This is a genomic window from Stenotrophomonas sp. YJH_SMC_6 (genome assembly GCF_059371335.1).
Genome location: NZ_JCAFUM010000004.1, coordinates 34,657 through 58,503 on the forward strand (window position 1 = coordinate 34,657; position 23,847 = coordinate 58,503).

The 23,847-nt window shown below is 64.8% G+C and carries 21 protein-coding genes; 9 read left to right on the forward strand and 12 right to left on the reverse strand.

From position 1 onward, the window contains the following. Window positions 1-45: 45 nt before the first annotated feature. Entirely contained in the window at window positions 46-351 is a 306-nt protein-coding gene (locus tag AC5P9N_RS05165; RefSeq protein ID WP_005411158.1) for a KGG domain-containing protein, read from the forward strand. A gap of 10 nt (window positions 352-361) precedes the next feature. Here the strand turns inward: AC5P9N_RS05165 and AC5P9N_RS05170 are convergent, their stop codons facing one another. Continuing rightward, the gene (locus AC5P9N_RS05170) at window positions 362-1,834 is read right to left on the reverse strand and encodes an MFS transporter (RefSeq protein ID WP_099484404.1); all 1,473 of its coding nucleotides are present in this window, start codon (window positions 1,832-1,834) and stop codon (window positions 362-364) included. A gap of 126 nt (window positions 1,835-1,960) precedes the next feature. On the opposite strand from AC5P9N_RS05170, the gene AC5P9N_RS05175 reads away from it, so the two are divergent. Further along, entirely contained in the window at window positions 1,961-2,590 is a 630-nt protein-coding gene (locus AC5P9N_RS05175) for a TetR/AcrR family transcriptional regulator (protein ID WP_005414565.1), read from the forward strand. Between the two features lie 15 nt (window positions 2,591-2,605). Here the strand turns inward: AC5P9N_RS05175 and AC5P9N_RS05180 are convergent, their stop codons facing one another. Together AC5P9N_RS05180 and AC5P9N_RS05185 are read right to left on the reverse strand one after the other, a co-directional pair. Next, a complete protein-coding gene (locus AC5P9N_RS05180) occupies window positions 2,606-2,956 on the reverse strand; it encodes a VOC family protein (protein ID WP_012481340.1) in 351 nt (116 codons plus the stop codon). Window positions 2,957-3,112: 156 nt separating this feature from the next. Continuing rightward, entirely contained in the window at window positions 3,113-3,313 is a 201-nt protein-coding gene (locus AC5P9N_RS05185) for a hypothetical protein (protein WP_005411162.1), read from the reverse strand. Between the two features lie 188 nt (window positions 3,314-3,501). Between AC5P9N_RS05185 and AC5P9N_RS05190 the strand changes: the two genes are divergently transcribed. After that, on the forward strand, window positions 3,502-6,858 hold the full coding sequence (locus AC5P9N_RS05190; protein WP_099484405.1) for an autotransporter domain-containing protein: 3,357 nt from the start codon (window positions 3,502-3,504) through the stop codon (window positions 6,856-6,858). Between the two features lie 115 nt (window positions 6,859-6,973). Here AC5P9N_RS05190 and AC5P9N_RS05195 read toward each other — a convergent pair whose 3' ends face one another. The 4 genes from AC5P9N_RS05195 to AC5P9N_RS05210 form a co-directional block, all read right to left on the reverse strand. Continuing rightward, window positions 6,974-7,336, reverse strand: a complete 363-nt coding sequence (locus tag AC5P9N_RS05195) for a hypothetical protein (RefSeq protein WP_099484406.1) — start codon at window positions 7,334-7,336, stop codon at window positions 6,974-6,976. Between the two features lie 24 nt (window positions 7,337-7,360). Beyond that, window positions 7,361-7,741, reverse strand: coding sequence for a hypothetical protein (locus AC5P9N_RS05200; RefSeq protein ID WP_005411165.1), 381 nt, complete (start codon window positions 7,739-7,741; stop codon window positions 7,361-7,363). 66 nt (window positions 7,742-7,807) lie between these two features. Further along, window positions 7,808-10,336 (reverse strand): RHS repeat domain-containing protein, encoded by a 2,529-nt coding sequence (locus AC5P9N_RS05205; protein WP_099484407.1) that lies wholly within the window; start codon window positions 10,334-10,336, stop codon window positions 7,808-7,810. 317 nt (window positions 10,337-10,653) lie between these two features. After that, window positions 10,654-11,106, reverse strand: coding sequence for a PA2169 family four-helix-bundle protein (locus tag AC5P9N_RS05210; protein WP_005411167.1), 453 nt, complete (start codon window positions 11,104-11,106; stop codon window positions 10,654-10,656). Between the two features lie 554 nt (window positions 11,107-11,660). Between AC5P9N_RS05210 and AC5P9N_RS05215 the strand changes: the two genes are divergently transcribed. Together AC5P9N_RS05215 and AC5P9N_RS05220 are read left to right on the forward strand one after the other, a co-directional pair. Further along, window positions 11,661-14,495, forward strand: a complete 2,835-nt coding sequence (locus AC5P9N_RS05215) for a TonB-dependent receptor (RefSeq protein ID WP_099484408.1) — start codon at window positions 11,661-11,663, stop codon at window positions 14,493-14,495. Between the two features lie 260 nt (window positions 14,496-14,755). Continuing rightward, complete coding sequence (locus AC5P9N_RS05220) at window positions 14,756-15,784, forward strand: hypothetical protein (RefSeq protein ID WP_088431962.1); 1,029 nt, start codon at window positions 14,756-14,758, stop codon at window positions 15,782-15,784. A gap of 27 nt (window positions 15,785-15,811) precedes the next feature. On the opposite strand, the gene AC5P9N_RS05225 is transcribed toward AC5P9N_RS05220, so the two are convergent. Further along, window positions 15,812-16,762 carry a DMT family transporter gene (locus AC5P9N_RS05225; RefSeq protein ID WP_180863538.1) on the reverse strand — a complete coding sequence of 317 codons (951 nt, stop codon included), beginning with the start codon at window positions 16,760-16,762 and terminating at the stop codon, window positions 15,812-15,814. Between the two features lie 7 nt (window positions 16,763-16,769). Between AC5P9N_RS05225 and AC5P9N_RS05230 the strand changes: the two genes are divergently transcribed. Both AC5P9N_RS05230 and AC5P9N_RS05235 read left to right on the forward strand, forming a co-directional pair. Continuing rightward, window positions 16,770-17,573 carry an AraC family transcriptional regulator gene (locus AC5P9N_RS05230; RefSeq protein ID WP_050557894.1) on the forward strand — a complete coding sequence of 268 codons (804 nt, stop codon included), beginning with the start codon at window positions 16,770-16,772 and terminating at the stop codon, window positions 17,571-17,573. Between the two features lie 85 nt (window positions 17,574-17,658). Further along, complete coding sequence (locus tag AC5P9N_RS05235; RefSeq protein WP_005411173.1) at window positions 17,659-18,300, forward strand: glutathione S-transferase family protein; 642 nt, start codon at window positions 17,659-17,661, stop codon at window positions 18,298-18,300. Window positions 18,301-18,323: 23 nt separating this feature from the next. Here AC5P9N_RS05235 and AC5P9N_RS05240 read toward each other — a convergent pair whose 3' ends face one another. Both AC5P9N_RS05240 and AC5P9N_RS05245 read right to left on the reverse strand, forming a co-directional pair. After that, window positions 18,324-18,731 (reverse strand): hypothetical protein, encoded by a 408-nt coding sequence (locus AC5P9N_RS05240; RefSeq protein WP_099484410.1) that lies wholly within the window; start codon window positions 18,729-18,731, stop codon window positions 18,324-18,326. A gap of 49 nt (window positions 18,732-18,780) precedes the next feature. Continuing rightward, the gene (locus tag AC5P9N_RS05245; protein WP_005414575.1) at window positions 18,781-19,200 is read right to left on the reverse strand and encodes an H-NS histone family protein; all 420 of its coding nucleotides are present in this window, start codon (window positions 19,198-19,200) and stop codon (window positions 18,781-18,783) included. Window positions 19,201-19,318: 118 nt separating this feature from the next. Between AC5P9N_RS05245 and AC5P9N_RS05250 the strand changes: the two genes are divergently transcribed. Beyond that, window positions 19,319-19,711 carry a DoxX family protein gene (locus tag AC5P9N_RS05250; protein WP_099484411.1) on the forward strand — a complete coding sequence of 131 codons (393 nt, stop codon included), beginning with the start codon at window positions 19,319-19,321 and terminating at the stop codon, window positions 19,709-19,711. Between the two features lie 18 nt (window positions 19,712-19,729). Here the strand turns inward: AC5P9N_RS05250 and AC5P9N_RS05255 are convergent, their stop codons facing one another. Both AC5P9N_RS05255 and AC5P9N_RS05260 read right to left on the reverse strand, forming a co-directional pair. Further along, the gene (locus AC5P9N_RS05255) at window positions 19,730-21,505 is read right to left on the reverse strand and encodes a serine hydrolase domain-containing protein (RefSeq protein ID WP_239498889.1); all 1,776 of its coding nucleotides are present in this window, start codon (window positions 21,503-21,505) and stop codon (window positions 19,730-19,732) included. Between the two features lie 61 nt (window positions 21,506-21,566). Further along, a complete protein-coding gene (locus tag AC5P9N_RS05260) occupies window positions 21,567-22,208 on the reverse strand; it encodes a hypothetical protein (protein WP_062605565.1) in 642 nt (213 codons plus the stop codon). 719 nt (window positions 22,209-22,927) lie between these two features. Here AC5P9N_RS05260 and AC5P9N_RS05265 point away from each other — a divergent pair. Continuing rightward, window positions 22,928-23,731, forward strand: coding sequence for a type I restriction enzyme HsdR N-terminal domain-containing protein (locus AC5P9N_RS05265; protein WP_208180440.1), 804 nt, complete (start codon window positions 22,928-22,930; stop codon window positions 23,729-23,731). Window positions 23,732-23,847: the final 116 nt, after the last annotated feature.

Here is a 23,847-nt window from a genome sequence, read left to right on the forward strand (position 1 = left end):
CGCCGTCGTCCACGAAGGCGGCGTCCACACTGCAGGAGATTTCACATGACTGAGCAGAACCCGCGCAGCTCCAACCGGGGCTTCGCCTCGATGGACCAGGACAAACAGCGCGCGATCGCCGCCAAGGGCGGGCGCGCGGCACATGCCTCCGGCAATGCGCACGAATTCAGTCCGGCCGAAGCACGTGTCGCAGGCCGCAAGGGCGGCGAAGCGATCAGCCGCGACCGCCAGCACATGGCCACGATCGGACGCGAAGGTGGACACGCACGCCACGCCAACGCGCGCCAGCAGCAACAACAGCCTCAGGCGATCGAACGCACGACAGAGGACCCGCAACGCCAGCAGGGCTGAATGCTGCGCGTCAAGCCGATGAACGCTGCCGATGCAGCCCAAGCGCCGCAAGCAGGGCCAGCGCACCCGCCACCGCCATCGCCCAACCGAACCCGCTGGCCATCGCACTGCGGTACCAGGTCAGCACCTGCGGCGTGGCGTGCATCGAGCCCGGGTGCAGGATCAGTTCACGCGCCTGCGCAACAAGCCGCTGCTGCCCTGCGGCCTGTGCGCAGGCGGCGAACTGCTGTACGGCACGCTTGCCCATCAAGCTGCCCATCAGCGCGATGCCCAGGCTCATGCCTGCCTGGCGCAGCGCGTTCATCGTGGCTGACGCGATACCTGCGCGTTCGGCCGGTGCGTTGGCCATGATCGCCATGCCGGTCGCCGGCACCGCCAGCCCCATTCCAATGCCAAGCAGCATCAGCACGGCAGTGGCATAAGCGCGCGAAGTAGCCGCTTCGAACGTGGCCATTGCGCACAGCGCCACACCGGCCAGGACGTAGCCCAGCACCAGCGCGGCATGCAGCCCGAGGCGGGCAACCAGGCGCCCGAACAACAGCGAGACAACACCCATCAACAGGAACTGGGGAGCCAGCTGCGAGCCTGCCAGCGCGGCGCTGTGCCCCTGTGCCTGCTGGAAGAACAGCGACAGGAAGAACAGGCTCGCATAGGCGGTGAAGCCCAGCACGAACGAGGCCAGGTTGAGCATGCGGAAGCGACCGTCGGCAAACAGGTCCAGCGGCAGCAGTGGGCGTGCCACCCGCCGCTCGACGATGCCGAACAGGATCAGCCCCGCAGTTGCGGCGCCCAGCGCCAGAAGCGTCACCGGGGCCAGCAGGCCCTGCTCGCCGATCGCGATCAGGCCATAGCACAGTGCGCCCAGCGCGCCGATACTGAGCAGCTGCCCGGCCGGATCCAGCGCGGCGTGCTGCGGGTGCCGTCGCTCGGCGATGCCCCAGGCGCCAAGCACAAACGCCAGCAGCCCCAAAGGCAGGTTGATCAGGAAGATGCTGGGCCAGCCGGCCCGCTGCACCAGCGCACCGCCCAGCAACGGGCCAAGCACCAGGGCAAGCGCGCTGAAGGCGGACCAGCCACCGATCACGCGTGCACGCTGGCCCGGATCGGGAAATGCGTGACTCAGGATCGGCATCGCACTGGGAATCAACAGCGCACCTGCCACGCCCTGCACCGCGCGCCCGGCGACCAGGGTCGAAAGGTCCTTGGCGCAGGCGCACAGCAGCGAGCCCATGGTGAAGGTGGCGACGCTCAGCAGCCACATCCGCCGATGACCGTAGCGATCCCCCAACGGACCGGCCGACAGCATCAGCGCCGACAGTGCGATCGCATAGGCGTTGATCACCCATTGCAGGCCCGCCATGTCGGTCTGCAGCGCCTGCTGCAGGGTTGGCAGGGCCACGTTGACGATGCTGATGTCCAGCGAAGCGAGGAATGTACCGAGGTAGGCCGCCAGCACCAGGGCGGGCCGTTGGAGGCGTCTCATGCGTGGATCCGGGGGGAGGATGTGCGCGCATCCTATCGACTGACTGACCGTCGGTCAATGACTGGCGGTCAGTCAGTGCGAAGGGGCAGCTAGAATGGCGTCCGTCACACCCGGATACCGCCCACCATGCAGACCCCAGCTGTCGCCAGGCCTCGCACCAAGCCCGCCGAAACCCGCCAGGAGGAACTGATGGACGCCGCGCAGGCGTTGTTCCTTTCGCAGGGTGTGGACGCCACCACCATCAGCGACATCGTCGCCGCGGCCGACGTGGCCAAGGGCACTTTCTATACCTATTTCGCCTCCCGCACCGAGATCCTGCAGGCGCTGGCGCAGCGCTACACGCGGCAGTTCATGGACGAGGTCGAGCAGGCAGTGCAGCAGCACCCTGCCGGTGATGGCGCAGCGCGCCTGCGCGCCTGGATCCGCGCCAACATCGAGATCTACGCGCGCACCCACGCGTTGCATGACGTGGTGTACGCCAACCATCACCACCACCAGCGGGGCAATGCCGAGCGCAATGCGATCCAGCAGCAGCTGCTGGGCATCCTGGAAGCGGGCAACGCAGCCGGACTGTGGCAGCTGCCTGCTCCACAGGTCACCGCCTCGTTGATCTATGCCGGCGTGCACGGTGCCACCGACGACCTGATCGCCACACCCGCACAGGATGCCGATGCCTTCATCGCCGCTGTGGAAGCGGATTGCCTGCGCATGGTCGGCGTTCCGGCAGCGCCGACGCGCAGCGGCAGACGCCGCTGAAGGAACGCTTCCCGCTCAGGTGTGGGCGAGAATGTTCAACAGCCGCCCGAACGGGTCGCGGACGAAGAAACGACGCACTCCCCAAGGCTCGTCGGCAGGGCCATACTCCAGCGGGATGCCGGCCGCGTGCATGCGCTCCAGCACCTGCTGCAGGTCGTCCACTTCGATCGACAGATCGGGCACCGCGGTGCCGGAACCTCCTTCGCTGGCAAAGCTCACCTGCGCCAGCGCACTGCCCTGCCCGCCATGGGTGACGATCCAGCCATGATCCATCACCACCGGCATGCCCAGCAGCCCGCCATAGAACGCTGCGGCACGCGCCGGGTCGGGCGTGGCGATGTTGGCGACAATGCGTCTGACGGCCATGTGCAGCGGCTCCGGTGCGATTTCCCATCCTCGCCGCTGCGTGCATGGCCCGCAAGCGGGCTCGGGCCAGATGACCGCATCGCCATCTGAGGCGATCGCTGGAACAGAAGAGCCCCGTTGATGACGGGGCTCCGCGTACGGCTCAAACGGCGCGACTCACACGCCCATGCACAGATCGACCACGCAGGTGTTGTACGCCTGCTGGCATTCACCGGCATCGGTGCCACTGGCCAGGCACATCTGATAAGCCCGCCAGCACGGCTGGTCGCAGGGCTCGACCGGCCCTGCCACTGCCACCGAACCGGTACACGCCAACGCGAATACCGCCACTGCGATCACCTTCCTGACAACACGCATCGCCATCACTCCTTGATAAGCCTGGTGAGCCCAGGCCGGCCCACGTTAGCGAGGACACGGGGAGACGAAGTGAAGCCCACTGTCACGCACACTTAACCTGTTCACAATTTTCCTTTCACATGCATGGGGGATGTCGCCACGGATTGGCGTTAACGGCCTTGTTGCCCGTCCACCAAGGAAGTTGCCCGATGAATCACCCGCTGCACGGCCGTTCGTCCCACTCCCGCTCCCCGCTGCACAGCCGCCTCGCGCTGGCCGTGTCCAGCTCTCTGTTGCTTGCCGCTGCCGCGCCCGCCATGGCCGGCGAGGCGCTCGACGCATGGCAGCAACAGCGCCAGCTGCAGGCGGCGTGGGCACAGCCCGCCGTCAGCGCGCCTGCAGCATCGACGGCCGCCACGCCCGCGGCAACCGCCACCGCCCTGCTCGGCATTCCGGGCGATGCCGCCAGCTGGCGCAGCGATGAATTCAACGCCGACTGGGGCCTGGGTGCGATGGGGGCCGACCACGCGTATGCCCGCGGCCTGACCGGCAAGGGCGTGCGCCTGGCGCTGTTCGACACCGGCTCGGCACTGGCTCACCCCGAATTCGCCGGCCGCAACACCTCCAGCATCACCATCGGCCCGAACTGTGCGTCACCGGGAACCGTCGGCGGTACCGGCGCGTGCAGCCAGACACAGGGTGATCAACCGGGTATCAACTACTACACGCTCGGCGCGGGCGTGCCTGCTTCCCTGCAGGCCAACATCATTGCCGCAGGCCGTGAATGGGGTTTCCGCTATGCCGATCACGGCACGCATGTCCTCGGAACCATTGGCGCCAACCGCAATGGCACGGGGATGCACGGCGTCGCCTTCGGTGCCGATCTGACGACCGCCCGTGTATTTGGTGACACTTACTACGAATGGAGGCGCCAGGCGAGCGGAGGCTACCTGCCTGAAGCCGTGGAACGGACGGATCCCGATGGTGCCGCAAGGCTGGACATGTACGCGCAGCTGCAGGCACAAGGCGTGCGTGCCATCAATCACAGCTGGGGCATCTCCACCCGCAACATGACCGTGGCCGCACTGGATGCCCAGTACGCACGCATCGGTGCCGGCTACGACGTATACGGAAGCATCTACAAGGACAGTGCAAACGCGCCCGCTTCGCAGTTGATCCAGGTCTGGTCGGCCGGCAATGGCAGCGGCGCCGTCGCCGGTATCACCGCGGCCCTGCCGCGCTGGAAGCCGGAGATCGAGCCCTACTGGCTGGCCGTCGCCAACGTTCGCCAGCCCAATACAGCCAATGGTGAAACCGACTACGTGATCAACGCAGGCTCGAGCATCTGTGGCGCTGCCGCCAACTGGTGCATTTCCGCACCCGGCACGGCAATCCTCAGCACCATCGTTTCCGGTGACATCCAGGGGCGGCTGGAGAAGACCGCAGACTACGTCCGTCTTCTCATCGACAGCCAGAATCCCACGTACGACTACGGCCTGAAGACCGGCACGTCCATGGCCGCCCCCCATATCACCGGCGCACTCGGCCTGTTGATGGAGCGCTTCCCCTACCTGGACAACGCCCAGGTGCGCGACGTCCTGCTGACCACCGCGCGCGACCTCGGTGCGGCAGGCGTCGACCCGATCTACGGCTGGGGCATGGTTGACCTGCGCAGGGCCATCGAGGGCTATGGCTCGCTGCGCGTGGATACCAACGTGGTGATGAACCAGAGGGCCGGCGGCCTGAAGGTGTGGGAAGGCGATGCCTGGGACGACTGGACCAATGACATCGGCGGCCCCGGCACGCTGACCAAATCCGGCATCGGTTGGCTGCGCCTGAGCGGCGACAACAGCTTCAACGGCGCGGTGCTGCGCGAGGGCACGCTGGAGTTGAACGGCAGCAACACCCTCACCTCGGCGGTCGATGTGCAAGGCGGCCGGTTCCTGCTCAACGGCAGCCTGGTCTCCACCGCACTCACCACCGCCGGTGGCGTCAGCACGGTCAGCGCCAGCGGCGTTCTGAAGGACGGGAACCTGACCGTCAATGGCGGCGTGGTGTCCTTCAATGGCATGCAGACCGGCGGCACCACCACGGTCGGCAGCAACGGCCTGCTGAAGGGTATCGGCACGTTGGGCAGCACCCGAGTGGACGGCACCATCGCGCCCGGCAATTCGATCGGCACGCTGACCATCAACGGCGACTACGTGCAGGGCGCGACCGGCGTCTACGCCGCCGAACTCGCGCCTGGCGGGCGCAGCGACCAGTTGCACGTGACCGGTACTGCCACCCTCGGCGGCACGCTGGTCGCGTTGCCGGAACCAGGCATCTACTATCTCGGCGAGCAGTTCAACTTCATCCGCGCCGACGGTGGCATCAACGGCCAGTTCGCGAAAACCGACTTCAGCGCGTTCTCGCCGTTCCTGCAGTTCAGCCTCGCCTACGGAGCCAATGGCACCCGCATCGACGTGGCACGCGGTGCCTCGCTGGCCAGCGCCGCCACCACCCCGAACCAGCGCGCGGTGGCCGCCGCGGCGGACCTGCTGGCAATCAACCAGGGCCTGCCCAAGCCGCTGACCCAGCTGTTCCCGCAGCAGGTCGGCGGCGTGCTCGACGGCCTCAGCGGCGAACTGCACGCAGCCACGCCGCTCACACTGGTGGAAGGCAGCCGCTACGTACGCGATGCCGCGCTGTCCCGCCGTGCAGGTGCAGTCGCGCCAGGCGCCGATGCGGGCGACGCCACCGGCGCCTGGGTGCAGGCTCTGGGCGGCAACAGCAGGCTGGACGGCAACAGCAACACCGCCCGCACCGAAGCCAACAGCAACGGCCTGCTGGCCGGTATCGACCACGAGTTCTCTGGCTGGCAGGTCGGCGTGCTGGCTGGCACCGGCCGCACCGACGTCAAGCAGCAGGCGCTTCGTGCCAAGTCGAAGATCGACAACACCCACTTCGGTGCATATGCCAGTCACAACTGGGGCGGCCTCGGCCTGCGTGGCGGCGTCGCCTGGAGCAAGCACAAGGTGAAGAGCACCCGCGATGTCGACTTCGCAGGGTTCAGCGACAGCCTGAGCGCCCGCTACAACGCGCATACCCGCCAGGCCTTCATCGAAGCCGGCTACCGCTTTGGTGGCCCAGAGGCCGGGCTGGAACCCTACCTGCAGGTCGCGCGCGTAGAGGTGGACCTCAAGCCGATCAACGAGCGCGGTGGTGCAGCCGCCCTGCACGGCAAGGTGGATGACACCGGCACCACGATCGCCACCGCGGGCCTGCGCTTCGACAAGGGCCTGAAGGCATCGTTCCAGCAGGACAGCTGGCTGCACCTGCGTGGTGGCGTGGGCTATCGCCGTGCCTCGGGTGACCGCAGCCAGCTGGCCGACCTCGCATTCGCCAACAGCAGCACCACCTTCGTGGTCGAAGGCGCCCCGATTGCCGACAGCGCCGTGGTGGCCGAGCTGGGGCTGTCGGCTTGGCTGACCCCGCGCCAGCAGCTGGAGCTGGGTTACAGCGGCCAGTACGGCAGTGAAAGCCGCGACCACAGCGCCAACATGCGCTGGTCGGTTCGCTTCTAGACGCGTGTTCTCCTGACGGTTTGGGGCGGCCTCAGGGCCGCCCCTTTTTTATCCACGCCCCAGGGCTGTGCGCGATACCCCAGGATCATCGCGTCCTGGATCCATCCGTGGCAGATCAAGCGCGAATGGTGACCGACTGAAGCCCGGTCGCCCAACCATTGCAACCGGTGGAATTCAAGACCTCAAGCCGGACCTTCTTCCCCGATGTCAGCGCCGCCAGTGCCGCCGCATACGCTTCCTTTGCGCCCGGCATGGACATATCGATGGTGAAGATGTCCGTACTGCAGAGGTCCATGCTCGAAACGTGCACGTACACGACTCCCGCGGTGCCCCCAATGTACGGACGCAGCGAAAGGATCGTCAGATTGTCGCCGGACGGCTCCGCCTTCAGTGGTGCAGACAAGCACAAGGCCAACGTCAAGGCCAACCCCGCTCCCAACCTCCTGCGGAAGCCCGGCGTCGCGTCACTCATCATCATGTAGTTCCCCTGTGGATTCAGACATCAGGCCTCAGGCATCGTCACGGCCCTCAGCTGCATTACTCCGGAGGTGCAGCCGTCGACACGCAATCCGACACGCAGCTTGTTCTGCCAGGCGATGAGCAGCATCGAGACCATCTCCCTCTGCATCGGATGATCATTGAGGAGAATGAAGCGATTGCCACCCCCACAATCCGAGCCCGCTGGAAGCACACCTTGCGTCACCAGGTAGAACCCTTCCCCGCCCCAGCCAGTTGCGACGGATACGATCCGATGGCCTTCCAGATTGTAAGGCTCAGCATTTGCCGTTGAGGCCAGGCCAGTTCCCAGCACTGCCACCACCGCCAGCAGGACCTTGCCGCCGATGGCGCCACGCGGGCGCGATACAGCACGTACTCCAGCCATGTTCTTCCTTCCCCTGTCATGAATAACCGGTTGACGGTGCACTGCGGCCGGTGCAGCCCGCTACGCTCAGCCCAGCAGCAGCTGGTACAGCAGGGGCACGATGTCACCCTGCGGACGCTGGACATGCGAGACATCGGACACCGGCGTGCAGCTCCCCGTGGCGCCACAGGCAAGCACGCGATACGCATAGCTGGTGGCAGGGCGTGCGGCCGACGTCCAGTTCGCGGCGTTGCCTTCGTAGACCGTGGTCCAGGTCACCCCGTCCACGCTTTCCTCGACGACGTAGCGGACGGCAGAGGCCACAGGCGACCACCCAACGAAGTCCTTCGCGGCCGGCGAACGCCGCATCGGCACCGCTGCCTTGGCGACCAGGCTTCCGCCCAGGGTGATGTAATCGGTCCGTTTGTCCTCGCGCTCGCTCGCCTGGTAGCGGAGGACGCCGGCGTGGTCGTACATCGAGGTGATCCGTCCGAACGATGAATCTGTCTGTGTGCGGCGACCGTCAGCGTCGTAACGGTAGCTCTCGGAACCTGCCGCCGCACGCAGCCGGTTGCCGAAGTCGAAGGCGAACGGCTGCCCGTTCTTCGCCCGCAGATTGCCCTGCGCATCGTAGGCCAGGCCGACCACGGTTGACCCTCCGCAACCGTTGACCTTCACGTTGGTCAAGCGCCAGGCGTTGTCATAGCAGTAGTGATGGTCACGGTCGAGAATCGTCACCCGCGTGAGGTTGTCCAACGCGTCATAGCTGTAGCTCGCCGAGCCGAACATGGGCGAGGAAGCCGAAACGAGCCGATCCAGCGCGTCATAGCCCAGATTGCGGTTGCCACGCTGGTTGCGGCCCGTGGCACCGTCAGTAATTGCCATCACATTGCCGACCGCATCGTAGTCGTAGCCGTCGCTGAGGATCCGGGTTGCGCCAAGCGTGTCCTGGCTTTCATCCGGCAACTGGCGCGCGTTCTGCACCATCGTGTGGACAATACCGTTGCCATAGGTGAACTGACGAATCGCCCCATTGGGGTAATAGACCACGCCAGCGGCGTAGGAGCCCGCCTGCCCGGCCTGTCCCAGTGCGTTGGGCGCATACGCGACCACGTTGCCGGAGGGATAGCGATGCGCGGACAGGTTGCCCAGTGCGTCGTAGGCATACCCCATCGCCAGCGCTTCGCCATCGGTGGGGCTTTGCACCTCACCGATGAGCAGCCCGCGACGGTTGTACGCATAGCTGTTGTGCGTCTCCACCCCGGCGTTCAACGTTGTGACCTGCTTGACCAGGCCATCGGGCCAGTAGCTCCAGCGCTGGTTGCCATTGCCGTCGGGGAACTGCAGTGATGCGAGCCGGTTGCGTGCGTCATAGGAACGCACCACCCGGCGCCCGCTCGCCGCGGCACTGTCCTGGTTGCAGTTGCCTGCATCGGACAGGTCCAACCCCTGCGCGCTTCCCACCGGGTTCGATGCGGCGTCGTAGTCAATTACGGTGGCGCCGGTTTCCGGTTTGATCGTCTTGCACAACCGCTGCGCCGCATCGTAGACATAGCGCCGGGTCGACGTCACCGAGCCATTGCTGGCCCTGCGGGTGATCGACGTCGGCTTGCCGAAGACGTCCCGCGGGATATCCAGCACGGCTCCCTCTGCCAGTTCGATACGTACCGGCCAGTCAAGCTTCGCGGCATCTGCACCGGTGTAGGTCACGACGGTCGGGATACCCCTGGCATTGGTCGTGCGCACGCGCCGCCCCGGCAGGTACTCGGTTGTGCTGATCAGCGCGCCAATCTCGGAATCCTGGCTGACCTGGACCACCCGCCCAAGTGCGTCGTACGTCGTACGGACGCCAGTTCCGGCGTCCTGGACCGTACCGACCCCCGCGACAGGATAGGACTGGAAGGTGACCCGCCCCTCCGTGTCATAGGCGGTCACCGAGGCCCGCTGCGTGCCGGCTTCATTGCCCGCGTCGTACTCGCGCACCAGCAATGGGCGCCACAGCGCATCGTAGTAGGTGACCTTGCGCGCATTGCCGGTGCTGACCGTCTGCCGCCAATGACCGGCAGGAATGCCGTACTCGGCGCCGCCCACCTGGGCAAACTGTGTCGTGGTGGACGCCCAGTCCACCGTATCGCCGTCGGGGTAGTCGACCAGCGACATGCGCCCCATCGCGTCGTAGTCGTAACGCGTGGTGTTGCCCCGGCCATCGGTGATCCAGCGTATCCAGCCATTGTCATCCACGCCGGCAGACTGGGTCGAACCATCCGCATACTGGATGTTCCCGGGGATGCCGCGCTTCCAGCCGGACAGGCTCACCGTATTGCCACGCCCATCCACCACGGCGCGAACGGTACCGTCGCTGTTGTAGTGAATGGTCTGCTGGAGCTGGCCGAAGGCATGGATCCGCTGGGGCTTCGCGGTGGCCGGGTCATAATCCACCTGGGACTCGGTCCGGCCCGTGTCCTGGTTGACCGACGTCCGGACCTGGCCAAGCACCCACTTCGATAGATCATCGTGATAGGTGATGACGTTGGTCTTGCTGTAGGACTGCGCCCCCGCACTTCCCACAACCGTGCCCAGCAACATCATCGCGGAAAGTGCATTGACTCGACGCATCGTCAGTGGGCCTGTTCGCAATGGATGGCGATGGGACAACCAGGATCAGGCAACGGAAAGACCGGCGAAGCGCACATCACAGCAAACCGCGCACACGCACAAAGCCGGACGCGACTGCATCCGGTTGGCGATTGACGTTGATGCTGGACGAAGCCCCCTTCGTCATGCCGCGCCTGTTCCCTGGACTCGGCCAAGTATAACCATGGAAACGGGGCCGGACGCCCGATCCTTCGCAGCCCTGCCGGGCTGCGAAGGTTCCCGGGCCATGACGCGCCTCCGGGGCTCGACGGCCGCGATCGGCCGCCCGGCGCGGGACGTCAGGCAGCCTTCATGGCGTGCTTGCGTGCCCGCATGACGTTGTGGCACTCCTGCACATCCGGCAGCAGCTGGGTCACTTCCTGGCGCACCGCGGGCGGCAGATCGTTGTCCTGCAGCACATCCTTGAACGCGCCCAGCAGGCGGTCTTCGGATTCTTCCAGTTCGGCCACGTAGCCGTAGTTGGTATCACCAAACGCGGCGCGCACCTTGCCGTAGAACTGCTGCATCGAACCGACCATGGTGCCGTGCTCGGCCGGCTTGCCGCCGCTGGCGGCGACCGAACCACTCAGCGCCGCGACGATCCGCGCCTTGACCCCGGCGATACGGGTGAACAGTGCCGACAGTTCGGCATCCTTTACCTTCGTTGCGGCTTCCTCATAGAAGGACTTGCCATCACGCGCGATCTCGATCAGGTCGTTGAGGCGATGTTCGATGGTGGACTGGGTGCTCATGGCGTCGCTCCTGTGTGCTCGAAAGTCAGTGGAGAATGACAGCGCGTCGGCACTGCCTTCGACCTCACTATCACCGTCCTCGTGTGCCGGCCGGGTGAGTACGAATTGATGTACACATCACCATGCGGAACACGTGCTGACTTCTTCATTGCCGGCATCATTGAATGTTCACGGAAAACAAGCATGCGATGCCTGCCTCACCATGGCGCGATGACGATGATCACACTGATCAGCAGCGCAATCGCCAGAATCACCAGCAGCACATGCCATTGCTTCCAGCTGGGTTTCGGCTTGCCAGGCGTATTCATCGGCGGCCTCCTGTGTATGCCGGGAAAGGAGCTGCCAGACTGAAGCGAAACGACATTGCACAACGTCGACGCGACGTGCACTCCCCGTGCAGGACAGCGGCCAAGGGCGCGCGAAGATAACGCGTCCATAACGCAGTTCAAATGTGAGCGGGATGTTAGGTTCCTCTCGATTCCGGGTAACGGAATGCAGACCGGTCGTAGCGCCGCGCGCATTGCGACCACACAACGGATTTGGAGAGAGAAACAATGCACTACAAATACACTCTGCTTTCGGCAGGGATCGGCGCCGTGTTGGCTGCCGTTTTCTCGCCGGCTGCCAATGCACAGGACGACGCTGCGAAGTCTCCGAAGAACCTGGACCGCATCCAGGTGACGGGATCGGCGATACGCAGCGTGGATGTGGAAACCCAGCAGCCGGTGCTTGCCATCTCGCGCAAGATGATCGAGCAGCAGGGCTTCACCACCATCGCCGACGTCCTGCAGAACCTCACGTCGGCCGGCGCACCAGCGCTCTCGCGTTCGCGCACGCTGTCGTCCGGCGAAGACGTCGGCGGCAGCTACGCAAACATCCGCAACCTCGGCGCCACCCGCACCCTGGTGCTGGTGAACGGCAAGCGCCTGGGCGCCAGCACCAGCGGCCTGCAGGACCTGAGCCAGATTCCAATGAGCGCGGTCGAGCGCATCGACGTGCTCAAGGATGGCGCCTCGGTGCTCTACGGATCCGACGCCATCGCCGGCGTCATCAACATCATTACCCGCAAGAGCGTCGAGGGGCTGGAGCTTTCGGCGCAGCATGGCCAGTTCAGCCAGGGCGACGGCAAGGACAGCACGTTCTCGCTCGTTACCGGCGCGCGCGGCGAGCGAGGTGGCTACACCTTGGCCCTGGAATACCAGAAGGCCGACCCGGTGTTCGCCCGCGACCGCTGGTTCTCCAAGCATGGTGGTGCGGGGCCGGGTTATCCGCGCGCGGGCTGGAGCGACCTCAGCCAGAACGGCTCCTGGTGTGACCCGGCGCTTTACGACTGTGCCACCGGAAATTCCGTGTTCAAGACACTCAATCGTGGTGGCGACCCGAAGAACCCGAACGATTACCATCCGATCACGCCGGCCGAGTATTCCAACGGCAACGAGCAGATGCATGTGCAGACCGGCATCGAGCGCCGGTCGCTGTTCCTCAGCTCCGACTATGCACTGAGTGACCAGATCACCTTCACCACCGATATCGGCTACAACGAGCGCATCTCGGACCAGCAGATTGCCGGCTACCCCTACGAATCGACCAAGTTCGGGACGCCGCTGGCCGGCAACAGTGCGTTCAATCCGGTCGGCCATGACATCGCCTTCAACCGCCGCCTGTGGGAGCTTCCGCGCACGACCGAAAGCAAGCTGAAGTCGCTGCGCGTGGCACCGACGCTGTCGGGCTACTTCGAACTGGCCAGCAAAACGTTCGACTGGGAGGTGGGCGCGCTGTTCAACCGCAACGAGGTGACCAAGACCGGCCGTGGTGACATGAGCCTGATCGCCTCGCGCCAAGCGCTGGGACAGTCCTTTGTTGATGGCAACGGTGTAGCACGCTGTGGCAGCGCAGGTGCACCGATCGCCGGCTGCCTGGCCTGGAATCCGCTGCTGCCGTACGGCGTTGCTGGCGCCGGCTCGCTTGCCGACCCGGAACTGCAGCGCTTCCTGTTCCCCACGTTCACCGATACCGGCATCACCAAGACCCGAAGCTACTTCGCCAACATCTCCGGCCCGGTGCTGGAACTGCCGGCGGGCGAGCTCTCGGTGGCGATGGGCTACCAGTACCGCAAGGAAGAAGGACGCTACGTTCCCGACGCCTTTGCCCAGTCGCGCCAGAGCACTGCACTGGGGGCACAGACCACTGCAGGCGGTTACAGCCTCAATGAAGTCTTCGCCGAAGTGAATGTGCCGGTGCTGCGTGACCTTCCGTTCGCCAAGGAGCTGACCGTCAACGTTGCGGCACGCTATTCCGACTACAGCAACTTCGGCAGCACCACCAACACCAAGGCCAGCTTCGCCTGGCGCCCGGTCGAGGAGCTGATGGTCCGCGGCACCTTCGCCGAGGGCTTCCGTGCTCCCAGCATCTCCGACCTGTATGGCGGCCTGGGCACCAGCTTCGAAACCTACGTGGACCCCTGCGGCATCGGCGCCACCAACAGCGTCAACGGCAACGCGGCCTGCAACGCCGCCGGTGTTCCGCGTGGCTACGAGCAGCTGGCCCAGGGCCTGAAGCCCTGCACCAGCTACCCGTGCGCCACCCCGAACGAGTTCACCACGGGCTCGAACCCGAACCTGCGCCCGGAAGAGTCCAAGAGCAAGACCGTCGGTGTGGTCTGGAGCCCGCGCTGGGTCAACGGTCTGGACATCAACCTGGACTGGTACAGCTACAAGATCACCAACATGATCATCGAGGACAACGTCGATCGCATCCTCCGTGACTGCTACGTGCTGGGCAATGCCTCGCGCTGCGGCAGCGTCAAGCGTGCCGCTGATGGCCACATCACCAGCATGTTCTACGGCCTGACCAACCTCGGCGCGATGAAGACCGAGGGGTGGGACCTGGGCATCCGTTACCGCCTGCCGGAGTACGCGTTCGGTCGCTTCACCCTTGACCTGCAGAACAGCTACGTCTCCAAGTACGACGAGGAGAAGCAGAACTCGGCCGGTGACACCATCATGGACGGTCGTATTGGACGCCCTGGGGTGTTCCGCCTGCGGTCCAATCTCGGCGTCAACTGGCAGCTGGGCAACCTCTCGGCCCAGTACACGGTCCGCTACTACTCCGGGATGATGGAAGGCTGCATGCCAAACCGGCCCTGCACCGCGCCCGAACGCATCGCCAACGGCGAACCGGATGCCGTGCGCAGGGTCGGCTCGAATGCGTTCCACGACATCCAGGTCAGCTACAGGCTGCCCTGGGATGGCACCGTGGCAGTGGGCTCGAACAATGTGTTCGACCATCGCGGCCCGATCATGTTCTCCAAGCCGGAGAGTTCCTTCCCCTACTACGGCGGCTTCGACATCGGCCGCACGGTGTACGTGAAGTACTCGCAGCGCTTCTGACCGTAGCGTCCGTGCACGTGGCCGGCGGAAGGGGAGTTCCGCCGGCCACGCCGCACACAACCTCCACCCAATCTCCACGCTACTTCGACCCAATCTCCAACATCCGCGGCAACACTGGCGCAACGGCAGCAGATGGAGCAGGCAAGCGAGGAGCGCCCGCGTGGCATCCACCTCGCCCGACCTCTCCGGATTCACCACTGAATGCGATGGACCACCCCCTCCCCGCTGCGGGGATGAGGCTGGTCCAAGGGAAGCAAGCGATGACAACGGCAGTACACAGTGGCTTGACCGATCTGGTCATGGATGCGCAGCGCTACCTGCGCCGGATCCTGCCCGGCCTGGCCTCGGTGGTCGGCCCCGTGGCTGCGGCACGCTTCATCCCGCAGACCATGGCCTCGCGCTATCACATCGCCGAGCTGACCCTCTATGGTGAAACGCCGGCGATGCTGGCAGTTCCACGCGTCCCGGGCGAATCCAGCAGCCGCGTCATCCAGGATGTGAAAGTGCTGCGCTCAGCGGCAAAGGCCATGGTGCTGTATGTCTCGCCGTACCTCACCCCCACCCAGCGCAGGTTCCTGGTCGAGAACCATATCGACTTCGTGGTACCGCACAACCAGCTGTACGCCCCCAGCCTGGCGATCGAATTCCGCGATGCGCCCGACCACGAGAAGAAGGCGATTTCGCTGCTGCCTTCGGCGCAGGCCGTGCTCATCCACGTACTCCTGTCCGGCCAGGCACGCTGGTGGTCGCCGCGTGAGGTCAGCCGTGCTGCCGGATACACCTCGATGACCGCGTCGAGGCTCTCCGCTGAACTGGTCGGTCGCGGACTGGCCGAACGCTCCACCGGCGGACGCGAACGCTTCCTGAGACTCGCCGGCAGCCGCGGCGAGGTCTGGGCGAGAGCGCAGCCGTTCCTGCGCTCCCCCGTGCTGAAGGAAGTGGAGGTCTGCTGGAAACAGGTCGCCGACGTTCTGGCCCGACATGCTCAATCCGCCCCCCAGGCAGGGACGGAAGCAATGCTTGCGGTGCCGTCGAAAGACCACGGCATCACGCGCGCCCTGTACATCGATGCCTGGCGGAAGCTGGGGGCACTGCCTGCAGCCGGCCCCGACTGCACGCGCAGCGGAACGTTGCAGATATGGTCGTATCCGCCTGCCTTCACCGGTAGCGGTGACCGCGTGGACCCGCTGTCGCTGTACCTGAGCCTGCAGGGCAAGCGCGGCTACGACGCCGACGCGCTGGAGCAGGAGGTGGAGCAGGCGCTGTGCGGGACGACACGCCACGGCTGAGGTCCGCGCGGGTCCGGCCCGACCGCGTCAGGACGCTTCGCCCCCACTCGCCATCGTCGCGCGCTTCGCTGCGTACTCGGCGAAGACCACACCGGATACCGCCAGCACGCCCCCCGCCAGTACCCAGCCACTGAGCGATTCGCCCAGCAACAGCACGGCCAGTGCGGCGGTCACGATCGGCACCAGGTTGAAGAAGCCGGAGACACGCGCTGCGCCCAACCGTGACAATCCGGTCATCCAGGTCAGCGGGGCCAGGATCGACGCGCATACTGCCGCAAACCCGATGCAGCCGACCGCAGTGAGATTGTTCACCCCGGTACCGACCAGCAGCTGCACCGGCAACAGGATCAGCGACGCGGCCGTGGCCTGCAGGAACAACGATTCCAGCACCGACAGCGGAATCTTCCAGCGCTGCATCAGCACGTTGTAGGCGGCGAAGGCCAACGCACCGATCAGCATGATCGCATCACCACGGTTCAGGCCCTGGGCGGCCAGTCGCGCCAGGTCGCCCTGCGAGACCACCGCCACCACGCCGACAGTGGAAATCACCGCACCGGCAATGGAGGTACCGCGCACCGGATGCCCCATGAACACGCGCGACAACGCCAGTGCAATCAGTGGAATCAACGCCTGGATCACGCCCATGTTGGTGGCCGAGGTGAAGTGCGCCGCATAGTACGCAAGGCACTGGTACATCACCCCGCCCAGGCACCCCAGCAGCAGGAAGCGGCCAAGGTTGGCACGCACGATCTGCAGGTTGTTGCGCAGCCGCGGCAGCGCGAAGGGCAACAGGACAATGGCCGCCATCAGCCAGCGGAAGAAACCAATATCGATGGGACCGACCGCGCCCGAGGCCAGCTTGGTCACGATGGTATTCGCGCCCCACAGCAGGCAGGCAAGGATTGGGAAGAGGTAGTTCAAGAGCGTGGGTGTACGTGGGGGAATGGCCAGCGTACGCTTGGCGCATATCGAGGACATCCTGAAAATGCGTCACTCCGACCCCGGGTTGCGGCAACCGATGGAGCCCATCCCCACCTTCCGCCAGCTGCCCGGTCCGGTGTACTTCCGGCAGGGTGCGATGGAGCCCACCGACTGGGGCACGCACAGCCATCCTTGGGGCCAGTTCAACTTCGTCGCACAAGGGGTGATGGAGATGAAGATCGACGGCGAGTGGATGGTGTCCCCACCCCATTACGCGATCTGGATCCCACCGGGAATGCCCCACTATTCGCGCAACCGGTCGCGGCTGGCCTATCGCTCGGCCTACCTGTCGCCGGCGTTGTCACGCCGCCTGCCCGAGCGTTGCAGTGCGCTGGAAGTCAGCCCATTGCTGCGCGAGCTGCTGCACGAGCTGGCGCGACAGGGCGCGACCGATCCGCGGACGCCGGCCCAGCGGCGCATGGCCGCCGTGGTGATCGACCAGATCCTCAATGCCGCAGTGCTGCCCAGCTTCCTGCCGATCGCCAGCAGCGATGCCCTGAAACAGGTGATGGCGTACATCGAGAAGCACCTGTCGGCAGCCGAGTCGGTCGCCGATATCGCGCAGCGGCATCATATGAGCGTACGCAAGCTGGAGCGCATGGCGCGCAGCGAGCTGGGCATGTCACTCGGTGACTGGCGCGGTCGGGTGAAGTTCGTGCGTGCCACCGAAGCGCTGTGCACACGCCGGCCGATCAGCCGGATTGCCGAGGAGCTGGGCTACTCCGGCGTCAGCGCCTTCGCAGAGATGTTCAAGCGGCACGCACAGTGCACGCCGGACCAGTACCGGAAACTGCATCGGGCGGGGTGAAGAGCGCATCGAGGGATGTCGATTTCCGTCCTCGTCGTTCGTCGGAACAGAAGAGACAGGCCTTCCCGCCTGCAGGAGCGCCGCGATGTCCCCCATCCTCACCGCCTTTGCCACCTCCCCCGACCGCGGCCAGGGCCTGGCCCGTGACATGCGCGTGCGCTGGGCGCTGGAGGAACTGGGCGTGCCCTATGACGTGCAGCTGCTGACCTTCGCCGAAATGAAGCAACCTGCCCACCTGGCGCGGAATCCCTTCGGACAGATTCCCACCTGGCAGGAGGGCGACCAGGTCCTGTTCGAATCCGGCGCGATCGTCCTGCACCTGGCCGAACAGCATGCCGGCCTGCTCCCCGTTGGTCCGGATGCGCGAATGCGCGCAGTCATGTGGGTGTTCGCCGCGTTGAATACGGTGGAGCCACCCATCGTCGAGCGCTCGATGGCCTGGGTGCTGGAGCGCGAACAGCCCTGGTATGCACAGCGATTGGTGATGCTGGACGAGCGCGTGCGGATGCGTCTCTCACAACTGTCCGCGTGGTTGGGCGCGGCAGCGTGGCTGGACGGCGGGTTCAGCGTGGGCGACCTGATGATGGTCTCGGTACTGCTGCGCCTGAAGAGCAGCGGCCTGCTCGACGAGTACCCGCTGCTTGTGGCCTATGTGGCACGGGCGACGCAGCGTCCCGCCTATCAGCGCGCGTTTGCTGCGCAGTTGGCGGTATTCCAGAACGGGTAGTTCCACGCCATGGGTGGAAACACTCAGCGCAGGCTGCGCCGGCAGGCGGCCTGCACCAGCATCAGCTGCGCTACCAGGATCATCATCGCGCAGCCTGACAGCAGCCACGGGTCGATGTACCACTGCGCGTTGAAACTGAAATCACCGGCGGAAATGCGCTTCCAGCCGTTGAAGTGCTGCATCGCTGCAACCACGAACGCGAAGCCGCCCGCTGTGTACGACAACCAGGGCACGATGAGGCTCCCCGGCCGCGCGAACAATATCAGCACGCCCAGCACACCGATGACAGTGCGTTGTACGCGGCAGTATGGGCAGACATAGGCCATCCCGCTCCATTCCACCGCCCAGGCCAACAGGCTGACCAGCACGGCCACGCCTGCGGCTGTGTACAGGACTTTCGGCGTGATCGTCATGCCACCCTCGTGTGCCATCCGGTGCTCCTTGGTTGAAAGACCCGGGCAGGGTAGCAGTGCTGCAGCCTCATCCCTTCTTGATGACAGTCCGCTTGCCGATGGTGCTGGTCTTGCCAGCGGTCGGCCTGGCCAAGCCAGGAATCAGGAAATCGGTGGCCTTGTGGCCCATCGAGACCTTGGACGCCAACCAGCGCGGCATGCGCCCGCGACCGGTCCAGGTCAGGCGCTTGTATTCCGGGTCGCGATACTTGGGCGCGACTTTGCCGGATTTACGGCGGGTGGGTTTGCGGGCGGGCGCAGGTGTTTCCGAGGCTTCGCCACCGAAGAGTTCTTCGAGGGTGTAGCCGGCTTCGGCCGCGGCAGCCTTCAACATCCGCCGCACCGCGCTGGCCGGACGGCGGCTGGAAATGAGCTGTTTCCGCTGTTCAGCGGCAACCACCAAGGCGCCCAGCTCCCGAAGGCTGAGCGATTCAATATCGATCGTCATGGTGGAAAGGTGTCCTGCGGCCGGCCAGCTGTCAAGCCGCCTTGCCCGGTACGTAGACACGGGCTTCACTGCCGGTGGGCTCCGATCGCCTTCGGCAGCCATCTCCGAGGACTTCGACGTGAGCAACTCATCGCATTCGCTCGCCTACCTGCTTGCGCGCATCCTGCTGATGGCACTGTTCCTGGTGTCCGGCATCGGCAAGCTCGGCGACCTCAGCGGTACCCAGGGCTACATGGAATCGATGGGGGTACCCGGCATCCTGCTGTGGCCTACCATCGCCTTTGAGATCGGCAGCGGCCTGTGCATCCTGCTGGGCTCCCAGACCCGGCTGGTATCGATCGTGCTGGCAGGCTTCAGCCTGGTCACCGCCTTCATCTTCCACCACAACGTTGCCGACCCGACCCAGCAGATCATGTTCCTGAAGAACCTGGGGCTTGCCGGTGGCTTCCTGCTGCTGGCCTGCACCGGGGCGGGGCGCTACAGCATCGATGGGCGTGGGCGGCGCGGATGAGCACGCGGCATGCCGCCATCATCCCCGGCCCACGGGCTGGACGCGCTGCAGACGCAGGTTGCGCCATGTCGGCTGGGAGCTGCGGAAATCCACCGCTTCGCCATCGCTGGTGAACAGCAGGCCTGGCTCCACTTCAGTGACCAGGCGGATGCCATCGATGTACAGCCAGCCCTGTCGCTGCTCCAGCACAACGGACATCGCCGGTTTCCCCCATTGGTCGATGCGATAGCGCCCCAGCCAGGGTCGCCAATGGGACGCCTGCGGCCCTGTGGCCCCATCGATGGGATCGTTCTGGTCCAGGCCATCCTCGCCGTTCGTACATTCCAGGTGCGCCGGCAGCCTCTCCGTCGCCGCATGGTAACGGTACGTCGCAACCTCTCCATCGGTGTCCGTGGTGAACAGCTGGTCGCTGTCGATGGCCGCAAACCGTCTGCCCACAGCTTGCGCCCCACGATGCAGTTGCAGTTCACCGCTTCCGGCAACCACGATCTTCGCCTTGCCGCTGCGCCCTATCCAGTCTCCCGCCATCCGCTGCATCTGGTCCTGGTTCAACCTGATCGGCGCCAGGGACGATAGCGGCACACGCGGCTGACGGGGCCCGAAACGCGCCGACAGCAATTGGTCGAGCAGACGCTCGCCGATGCCGTACCCCGCGGACGTCGCGCGGTTGAACATCGCGGCAAATCCAGCGTTGGCCTGCCTGCAGTAGGTGAACACGCACCCGAATCCGAATCCTCCGCCGCGATGGTGCAGCAGCCGCACCGGTGTACCACCGTAGAGGCGTTCGCTGCGCATTACACCGAGCCCGTAGTCACCGCCCAGGCCGAAACCATGCATCTCTTCCCAGAGACGGGGCTCAAGCAACTGCTGCGCGCCGGATTCTTCGCCGCCGAGAAGGAAGCCAAGATACTTCGCCATGTCGGCGGCACTGGTCCAGACGCCTCCCGACACCACCAGCGGTGTCACTGGCGGCACCTGCGCATGGCCCTCCTGGGTTCCCAGTGCCCGACCATTGCTTGCCAGGTAGACCGACGCATCGGCCGTACTGTCGTGCATTCCCAGCGGCTCGAAGATCCGGCGTTGCAGCCAGGCCGGATAGCCAATGCCCGCAACCTGCTCAAGGACATGACCGGCAAGGTCGAAGCCCAGGTTGGAATAGCGATAGCGCGTACCCACCGGAAAGCGCAGCCATGTCTGCGAGATGCTGCGGACGTGCGCATCAAAGCCCGGTGACGCCGGTTCGTAATTGTTGCCCAGCGGCGCCTCGTGCGTGAATCCCGCGCGGTTGGCAAGCAGCAGGCGCAGGGTGATGCGCTCCTGCGGGGAATGCTCGAAGCGACTGCGCACGGTGAACGACGGCAGATAGCGGGTAATGGGCGCATCCAGATCAAGAATGCCGTCCTGCACGGCCAACAGCACCGCCACCGCCGCGAAATTCTTCGAGGTGGACTGGATGCTGAACATCGTGCTGGCGTCCGCGGCCGCGCTACCCTGGCCTGATACGTGACCGAAGCCTTCAGTCCAGCGCACCTGCCCGCCTTCGACCAGGCAGACGGCAGCGGCACCGATGCCGCTGCCTTTCATGGCGGAGCGGATCACGCCGCGTTCCGCGTCGATCAGGCTCCCGGTGGTGACGGTTGGCTGCGCCACCGTGGCAGCGCCGGTGGGCAGGAGCGTGGCCGCCGGAACAGCCGCGGCATTGGCCAGGAAGGTGCGACGACTGAGCGTACCAGGCATCAGATCACTCCACTTCGGGATGCCGCCATCTTCCCGCCAGCAGAAATGGCGGGGCATGTGTCATTCGGCACAGAGTGCGGTGATCGACGGTGCTGCGCCTTCGCCGGCCGAGCAGTCCTCAGCCCGGAGGGTCCGGCAAGCGGATTCCCTGCGCCGAAACAAAGGCGCGGGACTCGTTCCAATAGGCCTGTGGCGGTTCCCGCAACTCTGGTCGCGCCCAGTAATCGTCGCCATTCAATACGCTCATCACATGACGCCAGCCATCACGCGGATCATGAACCTGAAATCGACCGCGATGATGGCGCGGATGATACGCGTAGTGGCCGAGCGCCTCCTGGCGCGCTTCATCCGGCGAACGACCCGTCTGATGGACCAGCGTCCATGCACGCATGTGGCGCGCATGCGCGAGCGCGCCAAGGTACTCGTCCTCATCCAGCAGTGGGACCCGCTCACTGCGGGCCAGGCACAGTGCGTCCGATTCGGCTTCGTAGTCCAGCGATGGCTGCGCCAGTTCCGGGCGCCGGTGCCAATAACCTTCCCCCGCCACCTGCAGCATCGCCCAATGCCAGGGCTCGTCGTGGAAGATCAGCGCGTGTTCGTAATCGCGGCCGGGGCTCTGGTCGGGATAGCGTTGGCGTGCCTGTTCAAGTGCCAGCGCCTCGGGCACCTGTCCATAGTGGACCAGGCACCAGGCAAACAGGTGCCGGCTGTCTTCGATTTCGTTGGTGAAGTCTTCCACCGGGGTATCGGTGCTGGCCATGGTCGATCCCTGTGTGCGGATCAGATGGTACCGACGCTGCAGGTCGCGTTGGGGAGCGATGAGACCTGCGACCGGTCAGGCGAGGTCGGTTGGGGCCCACCAGCACTCACATTGACAGTGTACACAATTGATTTATAAAGACATCAAGGATCATTCCCTTGAGATTTGACTCACATTTTGACTCACTTTAGTTGGGCCTGTGAGTTGCCTTCGAACCCAGAAACCAACGGACTAATTGACTGCTTTTCTACACGTCCGTCCAGGGCCCCAGCGGTCCCGCAATGGCCACAGCCGTATCGTCCGTCATCAGCCAGGTGCATGCCATATGCGTTAGCATCCTGATGCGCCACTGGGGAGCATCACGCTTGCGGACGAGGAGATCGAGTTCAACCCGAACTGGCTCATGCACATGTGGCCCTCTCAATGATCGGTTCCCATTGCGGGCGCACCTTTAACGCGAATGTCCGGCCCGAAAACCGGATCTACCCTCCCCGCCCAGACAAGCCTCAAGTGGGCGGGCGTGAGATCTCGTCCACTTTTGGCGCGCCCTTGAGGCAGTGGCCAGCACTTCTCCCAGATCCCGCTCTTCAGGACACTACCGAATCAACGCAGGATCAGCCTGGACGGTAACAGACGGCGGGGATGCCCCTTCCCCCTTGCACTCCATTGCGCAGGACTGGTCAAAGCATCAGTATTCGCAGACGACAACGGGAAGGAGCATGGATGTGCTGAAGATTCCAAAGAAGGTCTCGGACAGATGGCCGACAACGGTAAGGTCGCTGGTATCGGTCGCCGTTTCCCATAAGACCAAAGATGTGTCTGAAGCCGATACCGTGACCCTGGTCAAGGACATGCTTGCCGACATCTTCGGTTACGACAAGTACAACGAACTGACTAGCGAGCAGCAGATCAGGGGAACGTTCTGCGACCTAGCGGTAAAGATCGATGGCAAGATCAGAGTTCTGATCGAAGTGAAAGCAGCAGCAATCTCGCTAAACGAGACACATCTGCGCCAGGCCATCAACTATGGCGCCCACGAGGGCATCGAGTGGATCGTGCTCACCAATGCGCTGGAGTGGCGCCTCTATAGAATCAAGTTCGGCCAACCCATTGAGTACGAGCTCGTCTCATCGTTCTGCATAGCGGATGTCAACCTAAAGAACGAAGAAGACCAGCGTAAATTGTTCCTGCTCTGCAGAGAAGGGATCACCTCTGACGCGATGGGCCTGTATCACCAGCACATCTCGGTGCTCAATAAGTTCACGGTAGCGCAGGTTGTTCTCGGAGAGCCGGTCGTTTCTGTCATCCGCCGAGAGCTTCGCCGTCTGTTCCCGGAACTGAAGATCGAGTCGGAGGCAGTTGTTGAGCTTCTCAACAATGAGATTCTGAAGCGTGAGGTCCTGGACGGAGAGAAGGTGAAGGATGCCCAGCAGCGCATACGCCGGGCAGTCTCCAAGAATGCTAAAGCGCAGGCGAAGAAGGCTCCCTCACTCGACGCTGCGCAGGAGCCCGCAGTGAGCTAGATCCCGGAGTCGCGATCGGGCACCCACCCTCGCGCCGAAGAGCTGACAAGGAGGGGCGACCGCTCACGGGAGGCCGCCCACCTAGCCGACGCTCGGGAGCTGAGTGCCTGCAACGG